Consider the following 23,143-nt stretch of genomic DNA (forward strand, 5'->3'; position numbering starts at 1 on the left):
CGTCTGAGCCAAGGTCTAGGCTCAGCAGATGAGCCAGAGCAGCAGCGAGAGCGGGAGCTTCCCCGCCACGGCAGAGGTCCTGGACCTCCGCGCACGTTTCCGCACGCTCCACGTCGACGGCACCTTCGTGATGCCGAACGCCTGGGACGTCGGGTCGGCGCTGGTCCTGGAGGACCTCGGCTTCGCGGCGGTGGCGACGACGAGCTCGGGGTATGGCGAGTCCGTGGGCCGAGCGGACATGACGATCACCCTCGATGAGCTGCTGGTGCATGTGGAGGCCCTCACGGCGGCGATCTCCATACCTCTCAGCGTCGACTCCGAGCGGCTCTTCGGTGCGGACCTCGCTGCGGTCGCTAGGGCGGTCGACCTGCTCGCCTCCGCTGGCGCGGCGGGTTGCTCGATCGAGGACTGGGACCCGTCCCTCGGCGCGCTCGACGAGGTGGGCGCCGCCACCGATCGGGTCGCGGCGGCAGCAGAAGCGGCGCACCGCCACGGCATGGTGCTGACCGCTCGCGCGGAGCGCCACCTCTACGACCCCCAGGCCGACCTGGGCGAGACCATCGCGCGGCTGCGTGCCTACCAGGGCGCCGGTGCTGACTGCGTCTACGCGCCCGGGATCCTTGCCGCGCAAGACATCGGACGCGTCGTCATCGAGACCGGCGCCGCAGTCAATGTCCTGGCCCGCCAGGGCGTGCCTGCGGTCGGCGAGCTGGCCGAGTTGGGGGTGCGCCGGATCTCCACCGGCGGCGCCCTCGCCCACCACTTCTACGGCCTGCTGCGCCAGGTGGCTGGCGAGCTGCGCACCACCGGCACCTACCCGCACCTGCGCGGTTGAGGCGAGAAGTGTCCCGCGGTCTACGGCCCGACCTGCACACCGACGTGATCGTGGTGGGCAGCGGCTTCGGCGGCAGCGTCGCGGCGCTGCGGCTGCGGGAAAAGGGCTACGGCGTCACCGTGCTGGAGGCAGGGCGCCGGTTCGCCGACGAAGACTTCGCCGCCACGTCGTGGGACCTGCGGCGATTCCTGTGGCTGCCCGCGCTCGGCCTTCGAGGCATTCAGCGGATCCACCTGCTCAAGGACGTGCTCGTCCTGGCGGGGGCGGGGGTGGGTGGAGGTTCCCTCAACTACGCCAACACCCTCTATCGTCCGCAGACCGACGACTTCTATCGGGACCCGCAGTGGGGGCAGCTCACCGACTGGCGCGAGGAACTCGGGCCGCACTACGACACTGCGGAGCGGATGCTCGGCGTCGTCACCAACCCGACTGTGACCACCGCGGACGAGATCTATCGGGAGGTGGCGCAAGAGATGGGGGTCGGGCACACCTTTCGGCTGGCCCCGGTGGGGGTGTTCTTCGGCCGCGAGGGGGCCAAGGAGCCCGGCGTCGACGTGGAGGACCCCTACTTCGGCGGCGAGGGGCCGCGGCGCCGGGGCTGCCTGGAGTGCGGCGAGTGCATGGTCGGCTGCCGCCACGGGGCTAAGAACACGCTGGTCAAGAACTATCTCTGGTTTGCCGAGCGGCTCGGCGCCACGATCATCCCCGACACCACCGTCACCAGCATCCGACCCCGACCCGAGGGTGGGTATGTCGTGACGACCGTCCGCTCGGGCTCCTGGCTCGCGCGGCGCCGTCCCGGGGCACGGCTCACCCGCACCGCCGACCAGGTCGTGCTGGCCGCGGGGGCGTGGGGGACCCAGCACCTGTTGCACCGGTTGAAGTGTGACGGTGACCTGCCGGCGCTGTCGGACCGGCTGGGGGTCCTGACCCGCACCAACTCAGAGGCGCTGCTGGGCGCGGTCCGGGCGCGCGGGTCGGCGGGACCCGACCTCACCCAGGGCGTGGCGATCACCTCCAGCTTCCACCCGGACGCCCGCACCCACATCGAGCCGGTCCGCTACGGCCGCGGACAGAACGCGATGGGGTTGCTCACTTCCCCCTACCTGGTTGACGGACCAACCCCGGGCACCGGACGGGCCGGGGGCACCCTCACCGGACGTGCGCTACGGGCGGCAGGCTGGGTCCGCGCCGTCGCGCGGGAGCCGAGAGCGCTCCTGGACCATGTCCGCGGACTGGGCGACTGGTCGGAGCGGACCACGATCGCGCTGGTCATGCAGACGCTCGACAACTCCATCACGGTCCGGGCCGGCCGCGGACTTTTCGGCTACCACCTCACCTCCGGTCCGGGCCACGGTCAGCCCAACCCGACCTGGATCCCGGTCGCCCACGACGCCGTCCGTCGTCTGGCGCAGCGGCTCGGTGGCCGCGCGGGCATGGGCGTGGGAGACATCGTCAACGTTCCGATGACCGCGCACTTCATCGGCGGCGCCGTCATCGGGGAGTCGGCGAAGGAGGGGGTCGTCGATCCCTACCACCGGGTGCATGGCTATCCCGGTCTGCATATCGTCGACGGGTCCACCATCTCGGCGAACCTCGGGGTCAACCCCTCGCTGACCATCACCGCCCAGGCGGAGCGGGCGTTGTCGATGTGGCCGAGTCGGGGTGAGCCCGACCCTCGGCCGGAGCCCGGTGCGGCCTACCGGTCGATGGTGGTGCGACCCGGGCGGGTGCCAGGGGTCCCCGCGCCCTGGCCGCGGGTGCGCCCGTCCACCCCACCGGCCGGGGAGACGCAGACGCGCGCTACCCGAGCGTGACTTCCCCAGATTCCTGGATCGGCTGCCGGGGCAGCTTGCGGACCCGCTTGGGGCGCCGCGACCGGGCCGGGATGAGGGAGCGCATGCTCTCGTGCCGCCCGAAGCAGAGCAGCCGGTCGCCGTCCTCGAGCACCTTGCTCGGGTAGGGGTTGGGCACGACCCGCGTGCCCCGGTGCAACGTCAGCACCTGGATGTCCTTCTCGCGCAACCCGGACCCGCCCAGCGTCTTGCCCACCATGTCGGAGCCGGGCATGATCGCGATCTCGGCAACTCCATACCCGGTCGAGACCGCCAGTCGCTGACGCACGTCGATGTCAGGGAAACCGGCCTGGTCGGCGATGTAGTCGACGATCGCCCCAGCCACGTCAAGCTTGGTCGCCGCCTCGATGCCCTGCAGCCCGGGGGAGGAGTTGACCTCCATCATCAGGGGCCCGTCATTGCCCTCGAGCATGTCGACCCCGGCCACCCGCAGGCCCATGATGTGCGCGGCCCGGACCGCGACCTCGGCATAGGCCGGGTCCAGGTCGACGTTCTCGACGGTGCCGCCGCGGTGCACGTTGGAGCGGAACTCCTCACCCTGGGCCCGCCTTCGCATCGCCGCGACCACCCTGTCGCCGACGACCAACGCCCGGATGTCCTTGCCCTTGCTCTCCTTCACGAACCGCTGGATCAGCACCTGCTGGTTGGTCCCGTGCAAGGTCTCGATGATCGCCTCCGCGACCTTCGCGGTGGGCGCGAGGATGACGCCGATGCCCTGCGTGCCCTCGAGCAGCTTGATCACCACCGGCGCGCCACCGACCATCGCGATCGCGTTGCGGACGTCGTCGCGGTTGCGGACGAAGGAGGTCGCCGGCATCTCGATCTCGTGGCGCGAGAGGATCTGGGTCGCTCGCAACTTGTCGCGGCTGTTCATGATCCCGTTGGCGGTGTTGGGCGTGTAGACGTCCATCTGCTCGAACTGGCGCACGACCGCCGTCCCGAAGTAGGTCACCGACGCCCCGATCCGCGGCAGGACGGCGTCATAGACGGACAACGGCCGCCCGCGGAAGGACAGGTCTGGCACATCGCCGGTCAGGTCGATGCCGAAGCGCAGGGTGTCGAGCACCTTGACCTGGTGCCCCCGGTTCAGGGCTGCGGTGCGTAGGCGTTGGGTGGAGTAGGACCGTAAGGATCGGGAGAGAATGGCGAGTTTCATCGGGAGTTCCTGCAAAGATGTGCGGATGTCAGGGCGCGACAATCACACCACAGCTTCAACGGTGGTCGGGTGGCGGGAGTGGATCCAGATGCCGCATTTCGGCGTGCCCTGGATCAAGGCCAAGATCGACACCGGCGCCAAGACCTCTTCCCTGCACGCTTTCGACCTGCGCCCGGAGGACCGGGACGGATTGCCGTGGGTCCGTTTCGAGGTTCACCCCTGGCAGGCGAGCGCGGACGACGCGGTCCAGGTCGAGGCGCCAGTGCACGACATACGGCTCGTGCGTTCCTCGTCGGGGCACGCGGAGGACCGGTATGTCGTGCTGTTGCCACTCGTGCTGGGTCGCCGTGAGATCGGCGTCGAGGTGACGCTGACCGACCGGGACGAGCTGGGATTCCGGATGCTCATCGGGCGCGAGGCGCTGGTCCAGGGTTACCTCGTCGACCCGTCCGGGTCCTACCTGGGGGGTCGGCCGCAGCGTGCCGTCCGGCGCAAGAACTGGGGCAAGGCGTGAGCGCCGGCGGGGAACCCACGCCCCCACGCGCCCCGGTGCGACGCCGGGTGCTGCGCCCCTCCTTCGCGATCGGGACGATCAAGGTGCGTGCCGGCGCCCGCCGGGAGGTGTCCCTGCCCATCTCTCGACTCATCACCGGCGCCGAGGTGAGCCTGCCCGTCCATGTGCTGCACGGGCGGGAGGACGGGCCGGTGCTCTGGCTCAGCGCCGCGATCCACGGCGACGAGGTCGTGGGCATTGACGTCATCCGTCGGGTGCTGGCGCACCTGGACCCCAAGACCATGCGCGGCACCGTGCTGGCGGTCCCGATCGTCAACGTGCTGGGCGCGATGAACGGCGACCGCTATCTGCCCGACCGCAGGGACCTCAACCGCAGCTTCCCCGGATCGGCCCGCGGATCCCTGGCGGGACGCATCGCGCACCTGATGATGACCGAGATCATCGCCCGGTCCGAGGTGGGGATCGACCTGCACAGCGGCGCCGATCGACGCACCAACCTGCCGCAGATCCGGTGCGACGTCGAGGACCCGCGCACCCGTGAGCTCGCTGAGGCGTTTGGTGCACCGGTGATCTTCCACGCGCGGCTCCGCGACGGGTCGCTGCGGGCAGCGGCGCGCGAGCGCGGGGCACGGGTGCTGCTCTACGAGGCCGGTGAGGCCTGGCGCTTCGACGAGTGGGCGATCGAGGCGGGGGTCGTCGGCGTGCTGCGGGTCTTGGCCGTGATGGACATGATCGAGCTGCCCGATCTGCCGGAGTTGGCGCCACCCTTGAGCGCCAGCGAGATCTGTCTGCGGAGCGGCTGGGTCCGCGCCCGTCGCGCCGGCATCGTGCACCTCGACGCCGCCCTCGGGCAGCACGTCAAGGACGGCGAGCGGCTCGGTGAGCTCTACAGCTCCTTCGGCAAGCGGCTCGCTCTGGTCAAGGCGGATCGCGACGGGGTGGTGATCGGCCGTTCGGTCGCACCGATCGTGCAACGCGGTGATGCTCTCGTCCACCTCGGTGAGCTGGAGCCGGCCGAGGGCGGATGACCGAGCCGTCTCCCGCTGCCGCAGCTAGGTTGAAGGTATGACCCACGAGAAGAACGAGCAGGCTGGGACGCTCTCCGAGGGAGGCTCGAGCATGGTGAATGCCGAGGCTGCTCAGGGAGGCGCTGACAGCGTCCCCGACACCCCTGACGGCAACGAAAGGGGCGCGAGCGACTCGCGAGCCAGCAACGTTCCAGGCAAGCAGCGGCGGGCTGACGGCGACCTCGGGGTAGACGGCGAGGAGTAAGGCGGGATGGGACGGGGCGGGGCGGCTGCGCCGGCACCATGGCCCTCCCACCCGACCGGACGGTCGCCCCTGCCACTCCGGACGGTCGTTAGTGCGCCGAGAAGATGGCCAGCGAGGCGAGCAGGCCTGCCAGCAGGGTCAGCTCTACGGTCGCGCCCAGCACGTCCCCGGTCACCCCGCCGAGCCTTCGATGGGCCCACCAGGTGACGGCTAGCGCCGTGAGGCCACCGCTTGCCGCCACACCCAGCACGGCCAGCGCGACCACCACGAACCCAGCATCGCCATACATCGCGCCGGCGCTCGTGGTGGCAGCAAGGATGCCCGCGGCCACTACGAGAGCGACCGCGACCCGGCCGGGCGTCAGGCCCTGCACGAGCGACCGGCCGGTGCCCTCGGTCCGCGCATAGGGCAGCCAGGCGGCCAGCGGCAGCAGCGCGACCCGCGAGGTTGCCCACGCGACCGGCATCAGGACCAGGACGAGCCAGACCGGACCCCCGGTCAGCAGTTCGAGCAGCAGCGCGAGCTTGAGCAACAGGTCGAGGACGATTGCGGCGACGCCATACACGCCGACGGAGTGGTCCTTCATGATCTGCAATCGCGCCGTCCGGTCGTTGCCTCCACACCCGTCGGCGCAGTCGGCCAGCCCGTCAAGGTGGAGCGCGCCGGTGAGCACTACCTCGGCGATCAGGACGAGCACCGCCGCCACCCATGCGCCCCACCATTCACGCCCGACCAGGCCGACACCGGCGAGCAGCAGCCCGAGTAGGCCACCGACCACCGGAAACGCCCAGGCTGCGCGCGCCAGGTCGAAGTCGGTCCGCCGCGGCACCGGCACCCGGGTCAGGAAGGCCGCCGCGTCCAGGAAGGAGCCGAGCAGCGTCATACCGTCGGTGTATCCTGCGCCAGCCCCAGGTCGGCGAAGCTGCCCATGTCAGCGAGCACCGCGACCGCGGACCGGACGACTGGTATGGCGAGCGCCGCCCCGCTGCCTTCACCCAGTCGCATGCCTAGACGCAGCACCGGCTCCAGGCCCAGTGCCTCCAACTGCACCGCATGGCCAGGCTCCGGCGACAGGGTGCCGGCGATCATCGCGTCGACGCAGGTGGGCGCCAACTTCCAGGCCACCACCGCGGCGGCGGTCGTGATGAAACCGTCCAGCACTACCGGCACCTGGCGCGCCGCACAACCGAGCACGACCCCAGCCAGCGCAGCGATCTCCAGGCCGCCCATGCTGGCGAGCACGTGCCAGGTGTCGGTGACGTCCGCGTGCCGCCGCAGCACCTTGTCGACGGCCGCTACCTTGGCGGCCAGCGCGTCGCCGCTCACGCCGGTCCCCGGTCCGGTCACCCTCGCCGGGTCCCGCTCGAGAAGGGCAGCCGTCAGCGCGCTAGCCGTCGTGGTGTTGCCGATCCCCATCTCCCCCAGCCCGACCAGGTCGGCGCCGTCGTCGATCAGGAGGTTGGCGAGCCCGATGCCGTGAGCCACTGCCTGCTCGGCCTCGGCGAGTGTCATCGCCGGCTCCTGCAGGCTGTTGGCCGTGCCGGGACGGACGCGCCGGTCGAGCACGGCATGCTGCCCGGGCGCGATCACCGGCGGGTCGAGGACGCCGAGGTCCGCAACGACCAGGCGTGCTCGGGCCTGCGCAGCGAGCACCCCAACGGCCGCCGTCCCCGCCGCGAAGCCACGCAGCATCAGCGCGGTAACCTCCTGCGGATAGGCGCTCACCCCGCTGCGCGCGATCCCGTGGTCGGCGGCGCAGACGATCACCGCCGGGTGGTCGACCCGCGGCCTGCTCGTCCCCTGGATCCCGGCGACCCGCGTCGCGAGGCGCTCCAGCTCGCCGAGGCTGCGCAGCGGCTTGACCTTGCCGTCCATCGCGCCCGCGGCAGCCGCCGACGCCTCGACGTCCAGGTGCGGGATCGCCGCGATCGTCGCCTCGACGAGGGCGCGCGGGTCAGTGCTGTGGTGCGTCATGGGCTCAGTCCTCCAGCGGATCAAGGGTCAGGGTGCGGCCGGCGACGACCAGCTGCGCGAGCTCGGCATATCCGGCGACGATCGCGTTGACGCGCCCGAGCCGGTCGCGGTAGTCCCGCGAGACCGGATGCATCGGCACGATCCCCGCGCCGACCTCGTTGGTCACCACGAGCACCGTTCCGGGGTAGGACCTCGCCCAGCGTCCGAGCTCGTGCGCCTGCTCCAGGACCGCGGCTTCGTCGTCGCCGCGGCCCATCAGGTTGGACACCCACAGCGAGAGGCAGTCGATGACCACGCTCAGGCCAGGAGAGAGCGCAGCGGCTGCAGCGGCGAGCTCGGTGGGAGCCTCAACGGTGGTCCAGTGCCCCGGTCGCTCGGCCTGGTGCTGGGCGATCCGGTCGGCCATCTCGGCATCACCGGCCTGTCCTGTCGCGACGAACACCACGGGCGCGGCCAGCCGCCCAGCGCGGCGCACCGCGATCGAGGACTTGCCGCTGCGGGCGCCACCGGTGAGCAGGGTGAGACTCATCGGGCACTCCTTCGGGTATGACGTTGCTCGCGGCGGCGGTCCGACCACCACAGTGCCACGCACGCTGCGGCGACGGTGAGCTCGACGCGGTCCACGAGCCGGCGCGCGGTCGTGATGTCAGTCGGGAGCGGGCGGGGCCCCTGTCCCAGTCGCGGCCGGTCCTCGGATCGTTCGCCGTAGCGCAGCGGGCCACCGAGCTCGATGCCCAACGCGCTGGCAACGGCCGCTTCGGCGACGCCGGAGTTGGGTGAGGGGTGGGCCGGCGCGTCGCGGCGGACGGCGCGTAGGACCTGGCCCGGACTACCGATGCCCCTCCCGACCGCACCTCTCGTCCAGGCGTCGAGCGCCACCAGCGCCGCGAAGACCCGCGCCGGCGCCCAGGCCATCACGTCGTCCAGGCGCGCTGACGCCCACCCGAAGCGTTCGTAGCGCTCGCTGTGGTGCCCCACCATCGCGTCCATCGTGTTGACCGCACGGTGCACCAGCACCCCCGGTGCACCGGCGACCAGGCCCCAGCAGGCGGGGGCGATGACCGCGTCGACGGTGTTCTCGGCCAGGGACTCCACGACCGCCGCGGACATGTCGGAGCTGTCGAGCCCGGACGGGTCGCGGCCGACTAGCCATGGCAGCGTGACTCGCGCACCCTCCAGGTCGCCGGCGAGGAGCCGCTGCTCGATCTCGGCGGAGGTCTCCCGCAGCATCCGACCCGCGCTCGCGACACCGACCGCGAGAGCGAGGGCTCCCACCGGGGCTGCGCGGCCCGCGTGCGACCGCTGCTGCCGCTCCGCGTCACGGCGCCCAAAGAGACGAGGGGCCCCGGTGAGAACCACGCCTGCGCCAGCACCCAACCCGGCTCCGGCCAGCGCATAACCGATCCCAGCAGCCCGGGTGTCGGCATACCGCACCCGCTCGAGATGACCCATGGCTGCGCCGAACCATGCCACCGGGTGCCACGCGTCGGGCGGCTCGCCGCAGGCGCGGTCCAGGAGTAGGCCGACGCCGACCCCGAGCGTCCGGCGTCCCAGCGCGCTCACCAGAGGATCTTCGGATCGACGCCTGCGGGCGGCCACGGGTGGGCTGCCAACCCGGCCGCGACGACCGTGTGGACTGCCTGGGCGACGAGCTGACCCCACTCCGAGCGCACGCCGGCGAATGCCACGGGGTCACCGAGACTCTCTTGCGGCGCGGAGAGGACGACCACGGCATCACTGGCGGTGCCGGTCCCGGGCACGCCGGCCTGAAGGAGCACCTGGCTCTTGGCCTCCGTGATCGTGCCGACCGCCTGGACGAGGGCCGAGGGGGAGAGCGGAGCGGACTTTGGCAGCGCGACGACGATGTTGATGGTGCCCGGCGCTCGGGCCTGCAGCTCGCCAGGCGGTCCCGACGACGGGCTGTGCGGTGGCTTTGGGCCGTCAGGGCGACCCAAAGCCACCGCGCTCGAGCCCGGCGCGAGAGGCCAGGTGGGTTTGGTGACACCGACGGTCGCCCACGCCCGCACGCCGCCGCAGTCGGCGTGCTCGACCTGCGAGACGTCCGCTGCCGTCAGCAGCGCGCAACCGGCACCAGAGTGGCCCAGCTCAGCGGCAACCTCCTGCGCATAGCGCTCCAGATCCGTCCGGACAAACTCCGCGTCTACCCCGATGTTGACCACCCAGCTCGGTCGCACCAGCCCCCCGCCGACCGCGGCCGAGCTCAGCGCGACCCAGCCGGAGGGCACGGACCACGAGAGGACCTGACTGCGGCGGTCCGCCAGGAGGTGCCGCGTCATCGTCACCATCCGGGCTGCTCCTGCACGGGCGCCGCGGTGCTGGCCAGTCGGAGGAGGTGGTCGAGGTCGAGATGGGTCTCGACCCAGTCGGCCAGGTGGTCCAGATGAGCGTCGATCGCCTCGAGGTATGGAGCGGAGGAGGGCACGAAGGTGCGGTGGCGGGCGGCGGCAACCTCGCTGAGGAATTCACCGCGGAGGGAGTCGTTGTCCAGAATGCCGTGCAGGCTGGTGCCCCGGACCCGGCCGTCGGGGGAGAGGCAACCCTCAGGTCCACCGGGGTAGGAGGGGGACCCGCTGGTGCTCGCCGACGGCTGCAGCTCCAGCCACGCGTGGGCAGCCGGGGAGTCGCCCATGACCTGCGGCCGGCCCCAGCGGATCTGATAGCCCTCGACAGGGACGGCCCCCGACGCGGCGTGCGTCGTCGTCCCGCTCGTGCGGCCCACAATCTTGGGAGCCGCGAACCTCGTGCGCACCGGCAGCAAACCCAGGCCTCTCACCGAGTCGACGTCGGACTCGATGGCGTCGGGATCCTCGATGAGGTCACCCAGCATCTGGTAGCCCGCGCAGATCCCCAGCACGTGCGGGCCGTCCGGGGCAGCGACCAGGTCGCGCACTGCCGCCCCGAGCCCGCGCTCGCGAAGCCACGCCAGGTCGCTGACCGTGGTCCGGCTGCCCGGCAGGATGATCAGGTCCGCGTCGGCCAGATCGCCGGGCCGGGTCGCCCAGCGCAGCTCCAGCGACGGCTCGAGGACGAGCGGGTCGAGGTCGGCAGGGTTGGCCAGGTGGGGGAGCCGCAGGACGGCGACCCGGACCGGCCGTTCCTGCGCAGCATCGGCACCACCGTGCACCGGCCGCCCAGGGGCGCTCAGGTCGAGGGAGTCCTCCACGCCCAGCATGAGATGTTCGCCAAGGTGGGGCAGGACGCCGAGCACCGGCACGCCGGTGCGCTCCGTCAGCTCACGCAACCCCTCGGCCAGTAACGACACGTCCCCTCGGAAGCTGTTGATCACGAACCCGCGTAGACACGCTCGCAACCGCTGCGGCAGCAGCGCCCACGTCCCGAAGGCGGCGGCGAACGCGCCGCCCCGCTCGATGTCGACCACCAGGACCGCAGGCACCCCCGCGGCAGCGGCGAGCGGCAGATTGACGAGGTCGCGGTCCAGCAGGTTGATCTCTGCGGCGCCACCGGCACCTTCCAGCACGACCACCTGGTGCTCGGCCCGAAGAGACTGCAGCGCGGCCAGGACGACGGGGCGCAGTCGGCTAGCGCGCTCGCCATACCCGATCGCGTCCTGCACCCCGACCTCCTCGCCCATCACGACGAGGTGCGAGGTCCGCGCCCCCGACGGCTTGAGCAGCACCGGGCCCATCCGAGCGTCGGTCTCCACCCGCGCCGCGAGCGCCTGCATCGCCTGGGCCCGCCCGATCTCGCCTCCGTCGGGCGTCACGGCGGAGTAGTTGGACATGTTCTGCGCCTTGAACGGCGCGACGTCGAGGCCGCGGCGCGCCAGCGCCCGACACAGCGCGCTGACCAGCGTGGACTTGCCCGCGCCGCTGGTCGAGCCGACCACCATCAGCGCGTTGCCGGCCGCGCGCCCCTGCGGCGCCTCCTGCGGCGCTGGACTAGTAGTCAATGCCGCGCCGAGCGCGGATGCCCTGCTCGAAGGCATGCTTGACCGGGACCATCTCGGTCACCGTGTCGGCGACGTCGATGATCGGCGAAGGCATCTCGCGGCCGGTCAGGAAGACGCTGACGTCCTCCGGCCGCTCACGCAGCGTCCGGGCGACCTCCTCGGTGTCGATCCAGCCCCAGTTCATCGGGTAGGAGATCTCGTCGAGCATCACCATCCGGTGCGCACCGGCCTCGATCAGCTCGCGGCTGAACTTCCACGCCGCGACCGCCTTGGCCCGGCTCTCCTCCAGGTCGGTCGACTCCCAGGAGAAGCCGTCGCCCGCGCTGAACCACTCGACCCCCAGCGTGCGGAGCATCGCCTCCTCGCCGGTGCGCCACTTGCCCGACTTGAGGAATTGCACGACCGCAGTCGGCCAGTCGCGACCCCGGCTGCGCAGCATCGTCCCGAACGCCGCCGTCGACTTGCCCTTGCCGTGGCCGGTGGCCACGAGCACGAGCGAGGGGACCGAGCGCAACTGCGCCTTGTCGTAGGGGCGCTTGGTGCGTGGCTCGGTGTGGTCCTTCGCAGGCGGAGCCTCGGGGGGCTGCTGCGGTGCGTCCTGCTCGGGAACGTTGGTCATGAGATCTCCTCAGCGGGTTGTCCTCGGTGGGTGGCGAGGTCGATGGGGGTATGTCGATCCGGAACGGCTGGGCGCTGTCGTGGGGCCGGGACCACGAAGAGGTGGCCGCCGATGGAGTGGACCTCGATCGGGTGGCTGTAGACGCGGGAGAGCAGCGGAGGGTCGAGCACGTCCTTTGGAGAGCCGAGGGCGACCAGCTCCCCGCGGTGCAGGAGCGCGAGGCGGTCGGCGTAGCGGGCGGCGGTGCCGAGGTCGTGCATGGCGGCCACGACCGTCAGGCCGTCCTCACGCCGCAGCTCGTCGACCAGCTCCAGCACCTCGACCTGGTGGCCGACGTCGAGGGCGCTCGTGGGTTCGTCGAGCAGGAGGATGGGGGACTGCTCGGCGAGGGCGCGGGCAATGACCACGCGCTGGGCCTCGCCGCCGGAGAGCTGGCGCACGCGGCGGTCGGCGAAGCTCGCCAGCTGCAGCCGACGCAGGACGTCCGTCACAATCTTCCGGTCGGTCGGTGACTCCGCGGCCAGCCAGCCCAGGTGGGCAGTACGACCCAGCAGGACGTACTCCACCACCGTCATGCCCGGCGGGAGCTCCGGTGCCTGCGGCATGAGAGACAGGTCGGTCGGTCCCGGGACGCGCCCGTCGCCGAGCTCGACCCGTCCGGTGCTGGGCACCAGCCCCACCATGGCCCGCAGCAGCGTCGACTTGCCGGAGCCGTTAGGACCGATCAGCCCGAGCCACTCGCCGCTGCGCAGCTCCAGGGTGGTGCCACCCAGCGCCTCCTGGCCGTCGTAGGTGACCCGGAGATCGTGGACGCGCAGGGCGTGGGCGGGGGACAAGGGAGTCAGGCTCATGCGTCCTGCATCCCTCTCCAGAGCACGAAGCAGAAGAACGGAGCACCGACGAAGGCGGTGATGACGCCGACCGGAAGCTCGGCGGGGGCCGCCAGCGTGCGCGCACCGATGTCCACGAGGGCCAGGAAGGCCGCCCCGACGAGGAAGGACATCGGCACCAGGATCCGGTAGGAGTGGCCGACGAGCAGGCGGACGATATGCGGGGTGACCAGGCCGACAAAGGCGATCAGCCCGCTGACCGAGACCGCTGCCGCGGTGATCAGCGTCGCCGCCCCGACCACGATGAAACGCGACCGCGCCGGGTGCAGCCCGAGCGCTTTGGCCTCGTCGTCACCGAGGCGCAGCACGTCCAGATGCCGGGCGTGGAGCAGCAGGACCAGGCCAGCGAGCACGACATACGGGAGCAGGAGCATGATCGGTGCCCACCCGGCCGTCGCCAACCGGCCGAAGAGCCACGACAGCACCTCGCGGGCCCGGGTCTGGTCGAGCCGCTGCAGCGCGAACGTCTGAGCGGCGGCGAAGAGCGCAGCCATCGCGACGCCGGCCAGCAGCAGGGTGGCCGGGTCGCGGAAGGAGCCGCGCGCGACGAGGACGGAGCCCGTCACCGCTAGCAGCGCACCGATGAACGCGGCCGCGGGCAGGGCGTCGACCGGGCCCCACGACAGGTTCAGGCCAAAGCCGAGCGCGAGGACCGCGCCCAGGCCCGCCCCGGCCGAGACCCCCAGGAGGTAGGGGTCGGCGAGCGGGTTGCGAAAGACGCCCTGGTAGCCGGCGCCGGCCATCGCCAGGCTGCCGCCGACCAGCGCGGCCAGCACCGTCCGTGGCGCACGGATCTGCCACAGCACCGCTTCCTGCGTGCCGGTGAGCGTCTGGTCCAAGGAGATGCCCGGCAGCTTGTCGACCAGCGCCCGGACCACACCCTCCAGGGGCAGGCCCGCGGCGCCTTGGGTGACGGAGATCAGACCGGCCAGCACCAGCAGGGCCATCCCGCCCAGGAGTGCGGCCAGGGGCAGCCGGAACGCCCGCTGCGCCGACGCGTCGAGGGCGTCGACGGGGCGCCGCGGGTGCGTCCTGCTGGTCCTGGTGGTCCGCATCGGGGTCGGTCTCCTCCTGCTGGGTCAGCGACCCGCCGGCACCTTGACGTTGCTCATGGCGTCCGCGACGAGGGTCACCAGCTGGGGCAGGCGCGGTCCCCAGCGGGAGGCGATGTCGGCGTTGACGACGACGATGTTGCCCTCCTTGACGGCAGAGACCTTCGACCAGCCCGGGCGCTTGGCCAGATCTTGCGCCGTGTAGGAGGCCTGGTCGGTGATGATGATCAGTTGCGGGTCGGCCTCGATGATGGCCTCTTCGGTCAGCTGCGGGTAGCCGGTCTTGTCGACGTCCGCCTCGTCGGCGATATTGACCGCGCCCATCCGGTCGTAGACCGAGCCGATGAAGCTGTTGCTGCTGGCGGAGAAGAAGGTCTCGTCCAGCTCGTGATAAATGCGTAGCTGCTCATCCTGTGGGGCGTCGTTGAAGGCCTTGGTCATCTCAGCGCGCATGGTGGCGACCACGTCGGCGGTCTCCTCGATGTGTCCGGTTGCCTGACCGAGCCCGGCGACCGCGTGATAGCCACCCTCGACGTCGGCCGGTGCCGCACTGACGATGACCGGGATGTCGAGCGCGTCGAGGCTGGCCACGAGGTCGTTGGAGTCGTTGGCGACGACGACCAGGTCGGGCTGGTAGGCGACGATCGCCTCGACGTTGGGGTCATAGCCGGACAGGTCCGTCGTCGGCGCCTCCGCCGGGTAGGTGGAAAAGTCGTCGGCCGCGACGACCTGGTCACCGGCGCCGATAGCGAAGAGGATCTCGGTCGCGGACGGGGACAGGGAGACGATGCGCTCCGGCTTGGCCTCGATGACGACCTCGCCGTTGGCGGCGTCAATGGTCACCGGGAAGCTGGCCGTGGCCGCTGAGTCCGTCGTGCCGGCGGCATCCGAGGTGCCGCTGGCGGTGTCGGACTCGGTCGCAGGGGCATCCGAGCTAGCGGATGAGTTGGCGGGTGGGTTGCTGGTCGGGTCCGGGTCGCCGGTGCTGCACCCGGCGAGCGCAAAAGCGGAAACGGTGGCCACGGTCACGGTGGTGACGAGGGCGCGAGGGAGGTGGGGATTCATCGGGTTCTCCTGTCGGTCGAGGTGGGATGCGCTCGAGCGACAGTCCGAAGATGGTCCGCCGTCCGAACCGGCCCTGTAGGTCCTCGAGGGCGAGTGGTCTCGGATCATCGAGCAGTTCGACCGGACTCGGTCCCCTCGGCCAGCGATTGCTGGTCGGGTGACTCCACCGTTGCGGGTCAGTGCCGGGTTCTCACCGGACTTCGTCTGCGCGACGCTGCACAGCCTACCCCCACCGGGGAGGTGCTCTCTGCGGCTCAGGAGCTGTCTAGGGCGGTGGCCAGGCGCTCCATACCCGCCGCGTCGGGGACGGCAATCCGGGCAACCCCAGGCATGCCGAAGCTGGCGCAGTCCCGGACCAGGACGCCGTGCGGTGCGAGCCGCTCCCGCAGGCCGGGCTCGTGGACGAGCACCCACGGGGCGTCGGCCGCCTCGACGCGGAGCCCGTGCCCGCTGCACAGGTCGAGCAGTTGGGCGCGCAAGGTCGCTATCGTCGCCGACCACGCGGGCAGGTCGGCCAGATCGAGCAGGTCGGGCAGGACCGCGAGCGCGAGGGTGCTCACCGACCAGTGCGCCTGCGCCCGCGCGCAGGCAGCGATGAGGTGGGGGTCTGCCACGACATACCCCAGCCGCAGCCCCGGGCAGTTGAAGGTCTTGGTCAGCGACCCGACGACCACCCCCGGGCGCCTTGCCGTCCATCGCCCGGTCGCCAGTGCGTAGAACGCTTCGTCCCACACGTCAGCGTGCTCGTCCTGCCCGGCCAACCGTCCGGACGGGCTGTGCGGGTCGGTGCGCCAGGTCGGGCCGCTCTCACCACGCGGATGCAGCCCAAACTCGGGTTCGCTGCGCACCCGGCCACCGAGCACCTGGGTCACCAGGTGGATGGCCTCGCTGCCGCCGTTGGTCAGGAGCAGCCGCTGGGGGTCGACCTCGAGGGCCTGGGCGAGGTAGGTCGTGGCGGGGCCGGTGTCCGGGTAGCGGCCAAGGGCATCGAGATGCCTGGTGACGAGGTCGGCGACGGGGGGAGCCGCAGGGTTCATGTTCTGCGACAGATCGAGCAGGCTGCTCGGATCGAGGCCTAACGCGCGCGCCACCGCGACACCATCACCGCCATGAGCGCCGGCCGGCGGCAACGGCACTGGTGGGGACACGACATCATCCTCTCAGGGCCGGCCGCGGGGCCGTCGAAGGAGGCTGGCGGCCGGGGCGCAGCCTCAGCTCTCGGGCAGATCGGCGAACGCTTGCTTCATGTCGCGATACCAACCCATCGACTTCTTCGGGTGGCGCCAACGGTCTTTCATCTCCTTGCGGGCCGGCAGGTGTGACTCGTCGCCCGCTTTCTCGGCCTCCTTGAGGTGCTGGTCCTGAGCGTTGATCACGTTGTCGGCGCTCTCGCCGCGGTGCTCGAGGTCGCAGGGTCCACCGAGCTGGCGGCAGGTCATGGTCTTCATGGGCGTCTCCTTGGGTTCAGTTTCAATGGCGGCGTATGACGCGGGCCAGCGTCTCCTTCTCGGCCCGGAAGGTGATGGTCTGGACGAGTCCGTCGGCGACGGTGAAGTCGAAGAGGACCATTGCTTGGCCCCGGTGGAACCACGCGGCGGCGGGGCGGTCGTCGAGCGACACCGGGAGCGCCGCGCGGGCGCTGCCGTTGAAGAAGCGTGCGAGCTCGTCACGGCCGTCCATCCGCTCCGGAGTGCCTGCCCGGATGGCCGCGGCGTCCGCCCGCACGGTGGCGTCCGGTGCGAGCAGTTGCAGGAGGCGCTCGAAGTTGCCCTCGCGGGCCGCGTCCATGAAGGCGTCGACGATCTCCCAGTCAGCCAGGGCGTCCTCGGCGGCCGGCTGGGCGAGTCTGGCGCGGGCTCGGGAGGCGAGCTTGCGGGCCGCGGCCGGCGTGGTGTCGAGGACGGCGGCGATGGTGGTGAAGTCAAAGCTGAAACTGTCGTGCAGCACGAAGGCGACCCGCTCTCGTGGGGAGAGCCGGTCGAGGACGACCTGCAGGGCTGCCCCGACGGTGTCCGCGAGCATGATGTCGTCGGCCGGGTCGGCGGCGGTGCCCGCGTCGTAGCCGCCGTCTGGGCGTGGGATCTTGGCTTTGAGCCGGTCCAGGCAGAGCCGGGTGGTCACCGTCGTCAACCAGCCCGGGAGGTTCTCGATCTGCGCCTCGGTGCGGTGCAGCCTCAGCCACGCCTGCTGCACGACGTCCTCGGCCTCAGCGTGGTCGCCCAGCACCCGGGCTGCGATCCTCACCAGCCTCGGGCGCTCCTGTTCGAAGACGCCGGTCGTGTCCATCGGTCCCGCCTTTCCCTCGGCTGCTGTCATCTGGGTGACGAGGCGGGGGCGGCGAGTGTGACCGGAGGATCAACGCAGATAGCTGGCGCCGTTGAAGTCCAGGACAGCGCCGGAGGCCCACTCCGCGGACGGCTCGGCGAGCGCGCAGATGGCGTTGGCCACCTCTTCGGGGGTAGCGACCCGACCGAACGGGCTCTGCGCACGGATCGCGTCGCCGCCAGGCCCCCCGAGCACCGTGGCGGCCATGTCCGTCGCGATGAAGCCGGGCGCGATCGACACCACCCCGATCCCGTGCGGCGCCAGGGCGATCGCCATCGACTGGCCGAAGGCGTGGAGCCCAGCCTTGCTCGCACCGTAGGCGGGGACCTCGGGCTCGCCTCGGTAGGCGCCGCGCGAACCGACGTTGACGATCCGGCCGACGGGCTGGCCCTGGGCGGGCGGGACCTCGATCAGGTGCCGGGCCACGCACCAGGTCAGGTTCGCCGGGCCCAGGAGGTTGGTCGCCAGCGTCGTCTGCCAGGCGCGCACCCACTCCTCATAGTCGACATCGGTGAGGCGGTGGTCGCCCCGTCGGCTCCCGGCAGCCGGGTCCAGGAAGAGCGCGGCGTTGTTGACCAGCACGTCGATCCGCCCGAGGGCCTCGACGGCCGCCGCAGCGAGGTCACGCGTCTGCGTCGGCGAGGACAAGTCTGCCTGAAGAAGGATATGACCCTGGCCAGGCAGTCTCTCCAGCACGGCCTGCGCACGATCCTGCGCGCCCCGATAGTGCACGGCCACCCGGTCGCCGCGTTCGGCGAACCGGAGCGCCGTCGCCGCTCCGACGCCTCGTGACGCGCCGGTCACCAGGACTCCGCGCCGATAGTCAGTCACGGTCCTTCTCCTCCTGCTTGTCGTGGTTGCTGCCCTTGGCCAGGCGCACCCGGAGCGGCTCGCGCCGGCGCTCGTTGCCCGGCAGCTCGACATACCGGTCCCCGAGACTCACCAAAAGGTCGTCGTCGAGCCGCCGGACGGCACCGGGTGGGTATTTGTAGCCCATCGCGTTGGTGACGGTCGAGCTGTCCACGTCGCCGAGCAGCGCGCTGAGCGCGTCGAGGGAGTCGATGCCGAGCTCGAGCAGGAGCGTGGCGATCCACTCGTAGTGCTCGGTGCGCGACCAACCGGCCGAGGAGTAGCGACCGGCCAGGAAGGTCGCCAGTTCCGGCGGGCTGATCCGTGGGTCAGCGACGTCGACGGTGATGGTCCCACCCGAGAGTCCAGCCTGCAGCCGGTCCCGGATGCTGGTGAACTCGTTGTCCGCGAGCTCCAGCAGACCGGCCGCGAGGGTGAACCGTCGGTCCAGGTCGGGCACCTGCTCGGGCGGGATCGTCCCCTTGTAGCGGACGTCGTGCTCAAACTCCGCCCAGGCGTGCTGGAGGACGGTGCGCAGCTGGACCGAGATGCACCGCAGGGGGTCGTACTCAGGGAGCTCGCCGTCCGGCCCGACCGGGTCTATCGACACCACCAGGTGGCGGCTGGAGTAGCCAAACCGACCTTCGCGCGCGGTCTCCTGCCCCATGTCGCGGTCGTCGAGGACGGTGAAGTGCTCGCTGAGCAGGTCGGCCACCGCCAGCACATCGCTGCGCACATAGGTGATGATCCGGGTCCCGACCTGGTCGGTGATGACCTTGAGCGGGTCGACCGACGCATCGCCCTCGTAGCGGCGAGCCTTGGCCGCGAAGGACGCTGGCGACTTGGTCCGGCCGCTCACCGCCAGATAGTTGATCCCGGCGTCATCGATGAGGGAGGTCAACAGCGAGATGGCGTGGTCGGTGACGGGGTGGAGCGAGGGCTCCAGCTCCGTGTATGCCGCGACCGTCCGGTCGACGTTGCCGTCGTGTTGACCCATGAGCACGACCCTAGGGCATCCCTGGGGCCGATTTAGAGCCGAAATTCCGCGTCCAGACGCGCATTCTGGCGTGGCGGTTGGGAAATCTGGGTGTGATCTGTCTACCGTTGGGCGACCAATCAGTCAATGAAAGGGCTGCACCCATGAGCAAGAAGGTCATTGTCGAGGCTGTCGCACGCGAGGCAGGCATGACGCAGGCTGCTGCCGACAAGGTCGTCAGCGCCGTCCTGGAGGCCGTCAGCAGCGAGCTCGCCGCTGGCAACAAGGTCGCCTTCCCGGGCTTTGGCACGTTCGAGGTCCGCGAGCGCGCGGCCCGCACCGGCCGCAACCCGCAGACCGGCGCCGAGATCCAGATCGCCGCGAGCAAGTCCGCCGGCTTCAAGCAGGGTTCCAAGTTGAAGGAGCGCGTCAACGGCTGATCCAGCCGCACGCCTGACGACGCCCGGCCCCCTTCTCGGGGGCCGGGCGTCGTCGCATCTCGGGGGCTTCGCGGTGGCGGCGAAGGGGTCATATCCCCGGGAGCACCACCACCGTCGCCTCAGCCAGGTGCGGGGTGGCCTCCCGGACAGCCCGCTCCACCTCAACGGCGACGCGATGGCCTTGCGCGACGGTGAACGTCGGGTCGACAGCGATCGCCAGCTCGGCCTGCAGGGTGTGGCCGCTCCAGCGGGCGCGGGCGGTGTCCACGGCGCGGACTCCGGCGACCGAGGAGGCGGCGTGCGCCATACCCGGCACCACGCCGGCGTCGACGCCATCCATCAACCGTCGGATCACCGACCGCAGCGAGAGGATGAGGATCCAGATGATCATCGCCGCGATGACCAGGCCGATGATCGCGTCCCACTCGGGATACCCGAACCAGGCAGCGATCGCGCCGACGATGACCGCTAGCGAGGTGAGCCCGTCGGCGCGGGCATGGTTGCCCTCGGCCACCAGGGCGGCCGAGCCGATCCGACGACCTGCCCGGATGCGGTAGATCGCCACCAGCTCGTTGCCGACGAAGCCCACGACCCCTGCCACGAAGACCCAGCCGAGGTGGGTCAGCTCGCGTTCGTGGGTGAGGGCCTGCACCGACTCCCAGATGATCAGGGCGGCGGACAGTGCGATGACGCCCGCGATCAGCAGCCCGACGACGTCCTCGGCCCGTCGGAAGCCATAGCTGTAGCGCTCGGTGGGTGCCTTCGCCGCGAGCTGGAACGCCATGAGCAAGGGCACCGTCGTGGCCAGGTGGCCCAGGTTGTGCACGGTGTCCGCGAGCAGCGCGACCGAGCCGCTGAGCACCACGATGAACACCTGGCCGAGCGCGGTGGCTGCCATCACGACGAGGCTGACCCAGGCCGTACGGATGCCGTGTGCTCGGGCTTCTTCGCCGATGAGGACGCTGTCGACGTGGTCGTGCGAGTGCGGCACCACAGCGTGCTTCAGTCGACCCCAGACGCTGTGGCCGTGGTCGTGCTCATCGCTGAGGTCGTGGTCGTGGTCGTGCCGGTGGTCGCCCTCGTCGCTCATCTGCGCAGTATATATGCAAATCTGCACAGATATGAAGATAGATAGGATGGGCACGTGCCGACCGATCCCGCTTCTCCGCAGCCCGGCCCGGATGACCTCCGCCCCGACGTGCCCGCCGACCAGCACGCCGATCAGGCGGCCCGGACCTTCAAGCTCTTGACTGACCCGACCCGGATCAAGATCCTCTGGGTGCTCCAGCAGGGCGAGCGCAGCGTCAACGACCTCGCGGAGCGCGTCGGCGCCAACGCCACGGTCGTCAGCCAGCACCTGGCCAAGCTGCGGCTGGCCGGCCTGGTGACCTCGCGCCGCGAGGCGACCTTCGCCTACTACTCCACGACCAGCGCGCACGTTCACAACCTCCTGATGGAGGCGCTGGCGTATGCAGAGCACGGGACCGATCTCGACCCGTCGCCGCGCCACGAGCACCGCTACGGATCGCGACGCGTCTAGCGGTCAGGTATGCAGCAGCTGACCTGGGAGGAGCTCGCCGCCGGGACCCTGGCGCGGCAGTTCCCCGGGCTGGAGATCGCCCGCGGCGCACCGGTGGATGGCTCGGTGGCTGGGCGCCTACGCTGGGTCACATGCCTACTCGTCCGCACCCAGCGCAGCCGCGTGTCTGGGAGCGGTTCGTCGCGATCGGCGACTCCTTCACCGAGGGCATGGTCGACGTGGACCCGGAGCGCGAGGGTGAGTACGTCGGGTGGGCCGACCGGGTGGCCGCCGGCCTCGCGGCCCGTAACGAGCTGGAGGGTCGGCCTTTCGGCTACGCCAACCTGGCGATCCGCGGTCGGTTGATCGACGCGATCATCGCGGAGCAGCTCGAGGCGGCGCTCACGCTCAAACCCGACCTAGTGAGCTTCTCGGCCGGCGGCAACGACGTGCTGCGACCTCGGGTCTCGATCGACCACGTGCTCGGCAAGCTTGAGGTGGGGGTGGAGCGGATCCGGGAGACGGGTGCAGACGTCCTGCTCGTCACGGCGCCCAATGTGGCCTGGGCTTCCCTGGTCAATCGGGTGCATCCACGAATGGTGGAGTACACCGCGGAGCTGTGGGGTGTGGCGCAGCGGACGGGATCCTTCGTCGTTGATCTCTACACGATGCAGTCGCTGCGCGATGCGCGGATGTGGGGCGAGGACCGGATCCACTTCACCTCCGCCGGGCACGCGCGGATCGCTGCCCAGGCCCTGTGGACCCTGGGTATGCCGTTCGAGGTGCGCGACTGGCTGGACCCGCTGGAGGCGCCAGCGCCCCTGGGCCGGTTCGAGTCCCTCGCGGCCGACCGCGACTGGGTGGCTGCGCACCTGCGCCCCTGGATCCATCGCCGCCTCCACGGAGAGTCCTCCGGCGACCATCGCCTTCCCAAGCGGCCCGAGATCCTGCCGGTTGCGGCCCGTCAGGTCCCGCAGAGCACCCTGCCGGAGCAGTCGAGCGACGCTAGCCAGGGACCACCACTACTCGAGGCTGACGTCCACCACCAGCAGTCTCCGCACTGACGCCGGTCCGGAGTCCCCCTGGCCGCCCGGCACGGCGGCTCTCGTCCGGTCCCGGCCGTCCGGGTGCTGCCTTCCCGTTGCCTTGACAACGCTCGCCTGAGGCTGTGTAATATATTGCATGCCGGTCCCCACGCAGCGTGCCATTGTCGGCCGCGTCCTCTTGCGCGACCGGGCTTATGAGGTGCTGAGAGACGCGATCGTCGACGGCACTCTCGCACCCGGGGAGCAGCTGCGTGAGGGCGAGCTCCAGGGCTGGATCGGTGTGAGCCGCACCCCTATCCGGGAGGCCATGATGCGCCTGGAACGGGCAGGGCTCGTGCACACCCGCCCGGGACATTCGACGACCGTGGTCCCGCTCGACGATGCCCGCATCAAGGACGCGGTCCCGGTCGTTGCTGCGATGCACGCGCTCGCCGCACGGCTAGCCGCTCCGCGGGCCACCTCCACCCACCTGGACACCATGCGCGAGGCCAACCGCGCCTTCGGTGCGGCGCTGCAGGAGCAAGATATCGACGCCGCCCTCGCTGCAGACGACCAGCTTCACGGCGTCGTCGTCACGCTCGCCGACAACCAGGCGCTCGTGGACACGCTGGAGCAGCATTCCCCGCTCCTGCGTCGGGCCGAACGTGCTCGTTTTTCTCAGCCCCAAGCCGAGTCGGAGGCGGGCTTGCTCAACGTGTCCTTCAACCTGCACGAACGCCTGATCGTGGCCCTTCAAGCCGGCGATGCCGACGCCGCTGCTGAGACTGCCCTGGAAACCTGGACCGGCCTCCGGTCCGACAACGTCCGCACCATCCACTGAATCC

At 70.8% G+C, this 23,143-nt stretch carries 26 protein-coding genes; 9 read left to right on the forward strand and 17 right to left on the reverse strand.

What is annotated here, in order from left to right; translation table 11 throughout:
* Positions 1-28: 28 nt before the first annotated feature.
* The gene (locus Q4P07_RS09080) at positions 29-835 is read left to right on the forward strand and encodes an isocitrate lyase/phosphoenolpyruvate mutase family protein (RefSeq protein ID WP_303374594.1); all 807 of its coding nucleotides are present in this window, start codon (positions 29-31) and stop codon (positions 833-835) included.
* Positions 832-2,652, forward strand: coding sequence for an FAD-dependent oxidoreductase (locus Q4P07_RS09085; protein WP_303374595.1), 1,821 nt, complete (start codon positions 832-834; stop codon positions 2,650-2,652). The genes Q4P07_RS09080 and Q4P07_RS09085 overlap by 4 nt, the downstream gene beginning before the upstream one ends.
* Here the strand turns inward: Q4P07_RS09085 and rimK are convergent.
* Complete coding sequence (gene rimK, locus Q4P07_RS09090) at positions 2,639-3,847, reverse strand: 30S ribosomal protein S6--L-glutamate ligase (RefSeq protein ID WP_303374596.1); 1,209 nt, start codon at positions 3,845-3,847, stop codon at positions 2,639-2,641. The two genes, Q4P07_RS09085 and rimK, sit on opposite strands and share 14 nt — an antisense overlap.
* Before the next feature lie 25 nt (positions 3,848-3,872).
* Between rimK and Q4P07_RS09095 the strand changes: the two genes are divergently transcribed.
* From Q4P07_RS09095 to Q4P07_RS09105, 3 genes are read left to right on the forward strand one after another with little or no spacing between them, the layout of a single operon-like run.
* Entirely contained in the window at positions 3,873-4,361 is a 489-nt protein-coding gene (locus Q4P07_RS09095) for a RimK/LysX family protein (protein WP_303374597.1), read from the forward strand.
* Between the two features lie 47 nt (positions 4,362-4,408).
* A complete protein-coding gene (locus Q4P07_RS09100; RefSeq protein ID WP_303374624.1) occupies positions 4,409-5,389 on the forward strand; it encodes a succinylglutamate desuccinylase/aspartoacylase family protein in 981 nt (326 codons plus the stop codon).
* 37 nt (positions 5,390-5,426) lie between these two features.
* Complete coding sequence (locus Q4P07_RS09105) at positions 5,427-5,633, forward strand: hypothetical protein (RefSeq protein ID WP_303374598.1); 207 nt, start codon at positions 5,427-5,429, stop codon at positions 5,631-5,633.
* Between the two features lie 88 nt (positions 5,634-5,721).
* On the opposite strand, the gene cobS is transcribed toward Q4P07_RS09105, so the two are convergent.
* The 15 genes from cobS to Q4P07_RS09180 form a co-directional block, all read right to left on the reverse strand.
* Positions 5,722-6,516, reverse strand: coding sequence for an adenosylcobinamide-GDP ribazoletransferase (gene cobS / locus Q4P07_RS09110; protein WP_303374599.1), 795 nt, complete (start codon positions 6,514-6,516; stop codon positions 5,722-5,724).
* On the reverse strand, positions 6,513-7,607 hold the full coding sequence (gene cobT / locus Q4P07_RS09115; protein ID WP_303374600.1) for a nicotinate-nucleotide--dimethylbenzimidazole phosphoribosyltransferase: 1,095 nt from the start codon (positions 7,605-7,607) through the stop codon (positions 6,513-6,515). The genes cobS and cobT overlap by 4 nt, the downstream gene beginning before the upstream one ends.
* A 4-nt stretch (positions 7,608-7,611) precedes the next feature.
* Positions 7,612-8,136 carry a bifunctional adenosylcobinamide kinase/adenosylcobinamide-phosphate guanylyltransferase gene (cobU, locus tag Q4P07_RS09120; protein ID WP_303374601.1) on the reverse strand — a complete coding sequence of 175 codons (525 nt, stop codon included), beginning with the start codon at positions 8,134-8,136 and terminating at the stop codon, positions 7,612-7,614.
* Positions 8,133-9,170: a CobD/CbiB family cobalamin biosynthesis protein gene (locus tag Q4P07_RS09125; RefSeq protein WP_303374602.1), complete on the reverse strand. Its 1,038-nt coding sequence runs from the start codon at positions 9,168-9,170 to the stop codon at positions 8,133-8,135. Before Q4P07_RS09125 ends, cobU begins: the two co-directional genes overlap by 4 nt.
* A complete protein-coding gene (locus Q4P07_RS09130) occupies positions 9,167-9,913 on the reverse strand; it encodes an adenosylcobinamide amidohydrolase (protein WP_303374603.1) in 747 nt (248 codons plus the stop codon). The genes Q4P07_RS09125 and Q4P07_RS09130 overlap by 4 nt, the downstream gene beginning before the upstream one ends.
* Entirely contained in the window at positions 9,907-11,574 is a 1,668-nt protein-coding gene (locus Q4P07_RS09135) for a cobyric acid synthase (protein ID WP_303374604.1), read from the reverse strand. The genes Q4P07_RS09130 and Q4P07_RS09135 overlap by 7 nt, the downstream gene beginning before the upstream one ends.
* The gene (gene cobO / locus Q4P07_RS09140) at positions 11,528-12,157 is read right to left on the reverse strand and encodes a cob(I)yrinic acid a,c-diamide adenosyltransferase (RefSeq protein ID WP_303374605.1); all 630 of its coding nucleotides are present in this window, start codon (positions 12,155-12,157) and stop codon (positions 11,528-11,530) included. Before cobO ends, Q4P07_RS09135 begins: the two co-directional genes overlap by 47 nt.
* Positions 12,154-13,008: an ABC transporter ATP-binding protein gene (locus Q4P07_RS09145; RefSeq protein WP_303374606.1), complete on the reverse strand. Its 855-nt coding sequence runs from the start codon at positions 13,006-13,008 to the stop codon at positions 12,154-12,156. The genes cobO and Q4P07_RS09145 overlap by 4 nt, the downstream gene beginning before the upstream one ends.
* On the reverse strand, positions 13,005-14,102 hold the full coding sequence (locus Q4P07_RS09150) for an iron ABC transporter permease (RefSeq protein ID WP_303374607.1): 1,098 nt from the start codon (positions 14,100-14,102) through the stop codon (positions 13,005-13,007). Before Q4P07_RS09150 ends, Q4P07_RS09145 begins: the two co-directional genes overlap by 4 nt.
* A gap of 24 nt (positions 14,103-14,126) precedes the next feature.
* Positions 14,127-15,164, reverse strand: a complete 1,038-nt coding sequence (locus tag Q4P07_RS09155; protein WP_303374608.1) for an ABC transporter substrate-binding protein — start codon at positions 15,162-15,164, stop codon at positions 14,127-14,129.
* Between the two features lie 254 nt (positions 15,165-15,418).
* On the reverse strand, positions 15,419-16,312 hold the full coding sequence (locus Q4P07_RS09160; RefSeq protein WP_303374609.1) for an aminotransferase class I/II-fold pyridoxal phosphate-dependent enzyme: 894 nt from the start codon (positions 16,310-16,312) through the stop codon (positions 15,419-15,421).
* 63 nt (positions 16,313-16,375) lie between these two features.
* Complete coding sequence (locus Q4P07_RS09165) at positions 16,376-16,612, reverse strand: hypothetical protein (RefSeq protein ID WP_303374610.1); 237 nt, start codon at positions 16,610-16,612, stop codon at positions 16,376-16,378.
* A gap of 22 nt (positions 16,613-16,634) precedes the next feature.
* Complete coding sequence (locus Q4P07_RS09170; protein ID WP_303374611.1) at positions 16,635-17,450, reverse strand: sigma-70 family RNA polymerase sigma factor; 816 nt, start codon at positions 17,448-17,450, stop codon at positions 16,635-16,637.
* A gap of 69 nt (positions 17,451-17,519) precedes the next feature.
* Positions 17,520-18,320: an SDR family NAD(P)-dependent oxidoreductase gene (locus Q4P07_RS09175; protein WP_303374612.1), complete on the reverse strand. Its 801-nt coding sequence runs from the start codon at positions 18,318-18,320 to the stop codon at positions 17,520-17,522.
* Positions 18,313-19,335, reverse strand: a complete 1,023-nt coding sequence (locus Q4P07_RS09180) for a GTP pyrophosphokinase family protein (protein ID WP_303374613.1) — start codon at positions 19,333-19,335, stop codon at positions 18,313-18,315. The genes Q4P07_RS09175 and Q4P07_RS09180 overlap by 8 nt, the downstream gene beginning before the upstream one ends.
* Before the next feature lie 143 nt (positions 19,336-19,478).
* Between Q4P07_RS09180 and Q4P07_RS09185 the strand changes: the two genes are divergently transcribed.
* A complete protein-coding gene (locus Q4P07_RS09185) occupies positions 19,479-19,754 on the forward strand; it encodes an HU family DNA-binding protein (protein ID WP_303374614.1) in 276 nt (91 codons plus the stop codon).
* A gap of 88 nt (positions 19,755-19,842) precedes the next feature.
* Here the strand turns inward: Q4P07_RS09185 and Q4P07_RS09190 are convergent, their stop codons facing one another.
* Positions 19,843-20,844, reverse strand: coding sequence for a cation diffusion facilitator family transporter (locus Q4P07_RS09190; RefSeq protein WP_303374615.1), 1,002 nt, complete (start codon positions 20,842-20,844; stop codon positions 19,843-19,845).
* 54 nt (positions 20,845-20,898) lie between these two features.
* Between Q4P07_RS09190 and Q4P07_RS09195 the strand changes: the two genes are divergently transcribed.
* From Q4P07_RS09195 to Q4P07_RS09205, 3 genes are all read left to right on the forward strand, one after another.
* A complete protein-coding gene (locus Q4P07_RS09195) occupies positions 20,899-21,294 on the forward strand; it encodes a metalloregulator ArsR/SmtB family transcription factor (protein ID WP_303374616.1) in 396 nt (131 codons plus the stop codon).
* A gap of 131 nt (positions 21,295-21,425) precedes the next feature.
* Positions 21,426-22,337: an SGNH/GDSL hydrolase family protein gene (locus Q4P07_RS09200; RefSeq protein ID WP_303374617.1), complete on the forward strand. Its 912-nt coding sequence runs from the start codon at positions 21,426-21,428 to the stop codon at positions 22,335-22,337.
* Between the two features lie 118 nt (positions 22,338-22,455).
* Entirely contained in the window at positions 22,456-23,139 is a 684-nt protein-coding gene (locus Q4P07_RS09205; RefSeq protein ID WP_303374618.1) for a GntR family transcriptional regulator, read from the forward strand.
* Positions 23,140-23,143 lie beyond the last annotated feature (4 nt).

Source organism: Ornithinimicrobium sp. (genome assembly GCF_030537745.1).
Classification (GTDB): domain Bacteria; phylum Actinomycetota; class Actinomycetes; order Actinomycetales; family Dermatophilaceae; genus Ornithinicoccus.

Coding starts and splice junctions, on each gene's coding strand:
- Q4P07_RS09080 (WP_303374594.1), top strand. CDS start 29: ATGAGCCAGAGCAGCAGCGAGAGCGGGAGCTTCCCCGCCACGGCAGAG.
- rimK (WP_303374596.1), bottom strand. CDS start 3,847: ATGAAACTCGCCATTCTCTCCCGATCCTTACGGTCCTACTCCACCCAA.
- Q4P07_RS09095 (WP_303374597.1), top strand. CDS start 3,873: ATGTCAGGGCGCGACAATCACACCACAGCTTCAACGGTGGTCGGGTGG.
- Q4P07_RS09105 (WP_303374598.1), top strand. CDS start 5,427: ATGACCCACGAGAAGAACGAGCAGGCTGGGACGCTCTCCGAGGGAGGC.
- cobS (WP_303374599.1), bottom strand. CDS start 6,516: ATGACGCTGCTCGGCTCCTTCCTGGACGCGGCGGCCTTCCTGACCCGG.
- cobT (WP_303374600.1), bottom strand. CDS start 7,607: ATGACGCACCACAGCACTGACCCGCGCGCCCTCGTCGAGGCGACGATC.
- cobU (WP_303374601.1), bottom strand. CDS start 8,136: ATGAGTCTCACCCTGCTCACCGGTGGCGCCCGCAGCGGCAAGTCCTCG.
- Q4P07_RS09130 (WP_303374603.1), bottom strand. CDS start 9,913: ATGGTGACGATGACGCGGCACCTCCTGGCGGACCGCCGCAGTCAGGTC.
- Q4P07_RS09135 (WP_303374604.1), bottom strand. CDS start 11,574: ATGCCTTCGAGCAGGGCATCCGCGCTCGGCGCGGCATTGACTACTAGT.
- cobO (WP_303374605.1), bottom strand. CDS start 12,157: ATGACCAACGTTCCCGAGCAGGACGCACCGCAGCAGCCCCCCGAGGCT.
- Q4P07_RS09145 (WP_303374606.1), bottom strand. CDS start 13,008: ATGAGCCTGACTCCCTTGTCCCCCGCCCACGCCCTGCGCGTCCACGAT.
- Q4P07_RS09150 (WP_303374607.1), bottom strand. CDS start 14,102: ATGCGGACCACCAGGACCAGCAGGACGCACCCGCGGCGCCCCGTCGAC.
- Q4P07_RS09155 (WP_303374608.1), bottom strand. CDS start 15,164: ATGAATCCCCACCTCCCTCGCGCCCTCGTCACCACCGTGACCGTGGCC.
- Q4P07_RS09165 (WP_303374610.1), bottom strand. CDS start 16,612: ATGAAGACCATGACCTGCCGCCAGCTCGGTGGACCCTGCGACCTCGAG.
- Q4P07_RS09170 (WP_303374611.1), bottom strand. CDS start 17,450: ATGGACACGACCGGCGTCTTCGAACAGGAGCGCCCGAGGCTGGTGAGG.
- Q4P07_RS09180 (WP_303374613.1), bottom strand. CDS start 19,335: ATGGGTCAACACGACGGCAACGTCGACCGGACGGTCGCGGCATACACG.
- Q4P07_RS09185 (WP_303374614.1), top strand. CDS start 19,479: ATGAGCAAGAAGGTCATTGTCGAGGCTGTCGCACGCGAGGCAGGCATG.
- Q4P07_RS09190 (WP_303374615.1), bottom strand. CDS start 20,844: ATGAGCGACGAGGGCGACCACCGGCACGACCACGACCACGACCTCAGC.
- Q4P07_RS09200 (WP_303374617.1), top strand. CDS start 21,426: ATGCCTACTCGTCCGCACCCAGCGCAGCCGCGTGTCTGGGAGCGGTTC.
- Q4P07_RS09205 (WP_303374618.1), top strand. CDS start 22,456: ATGCCGGTCCCCACGCAGCGTGCCATTGTCGGCCGCGTCCTCTTGCGC.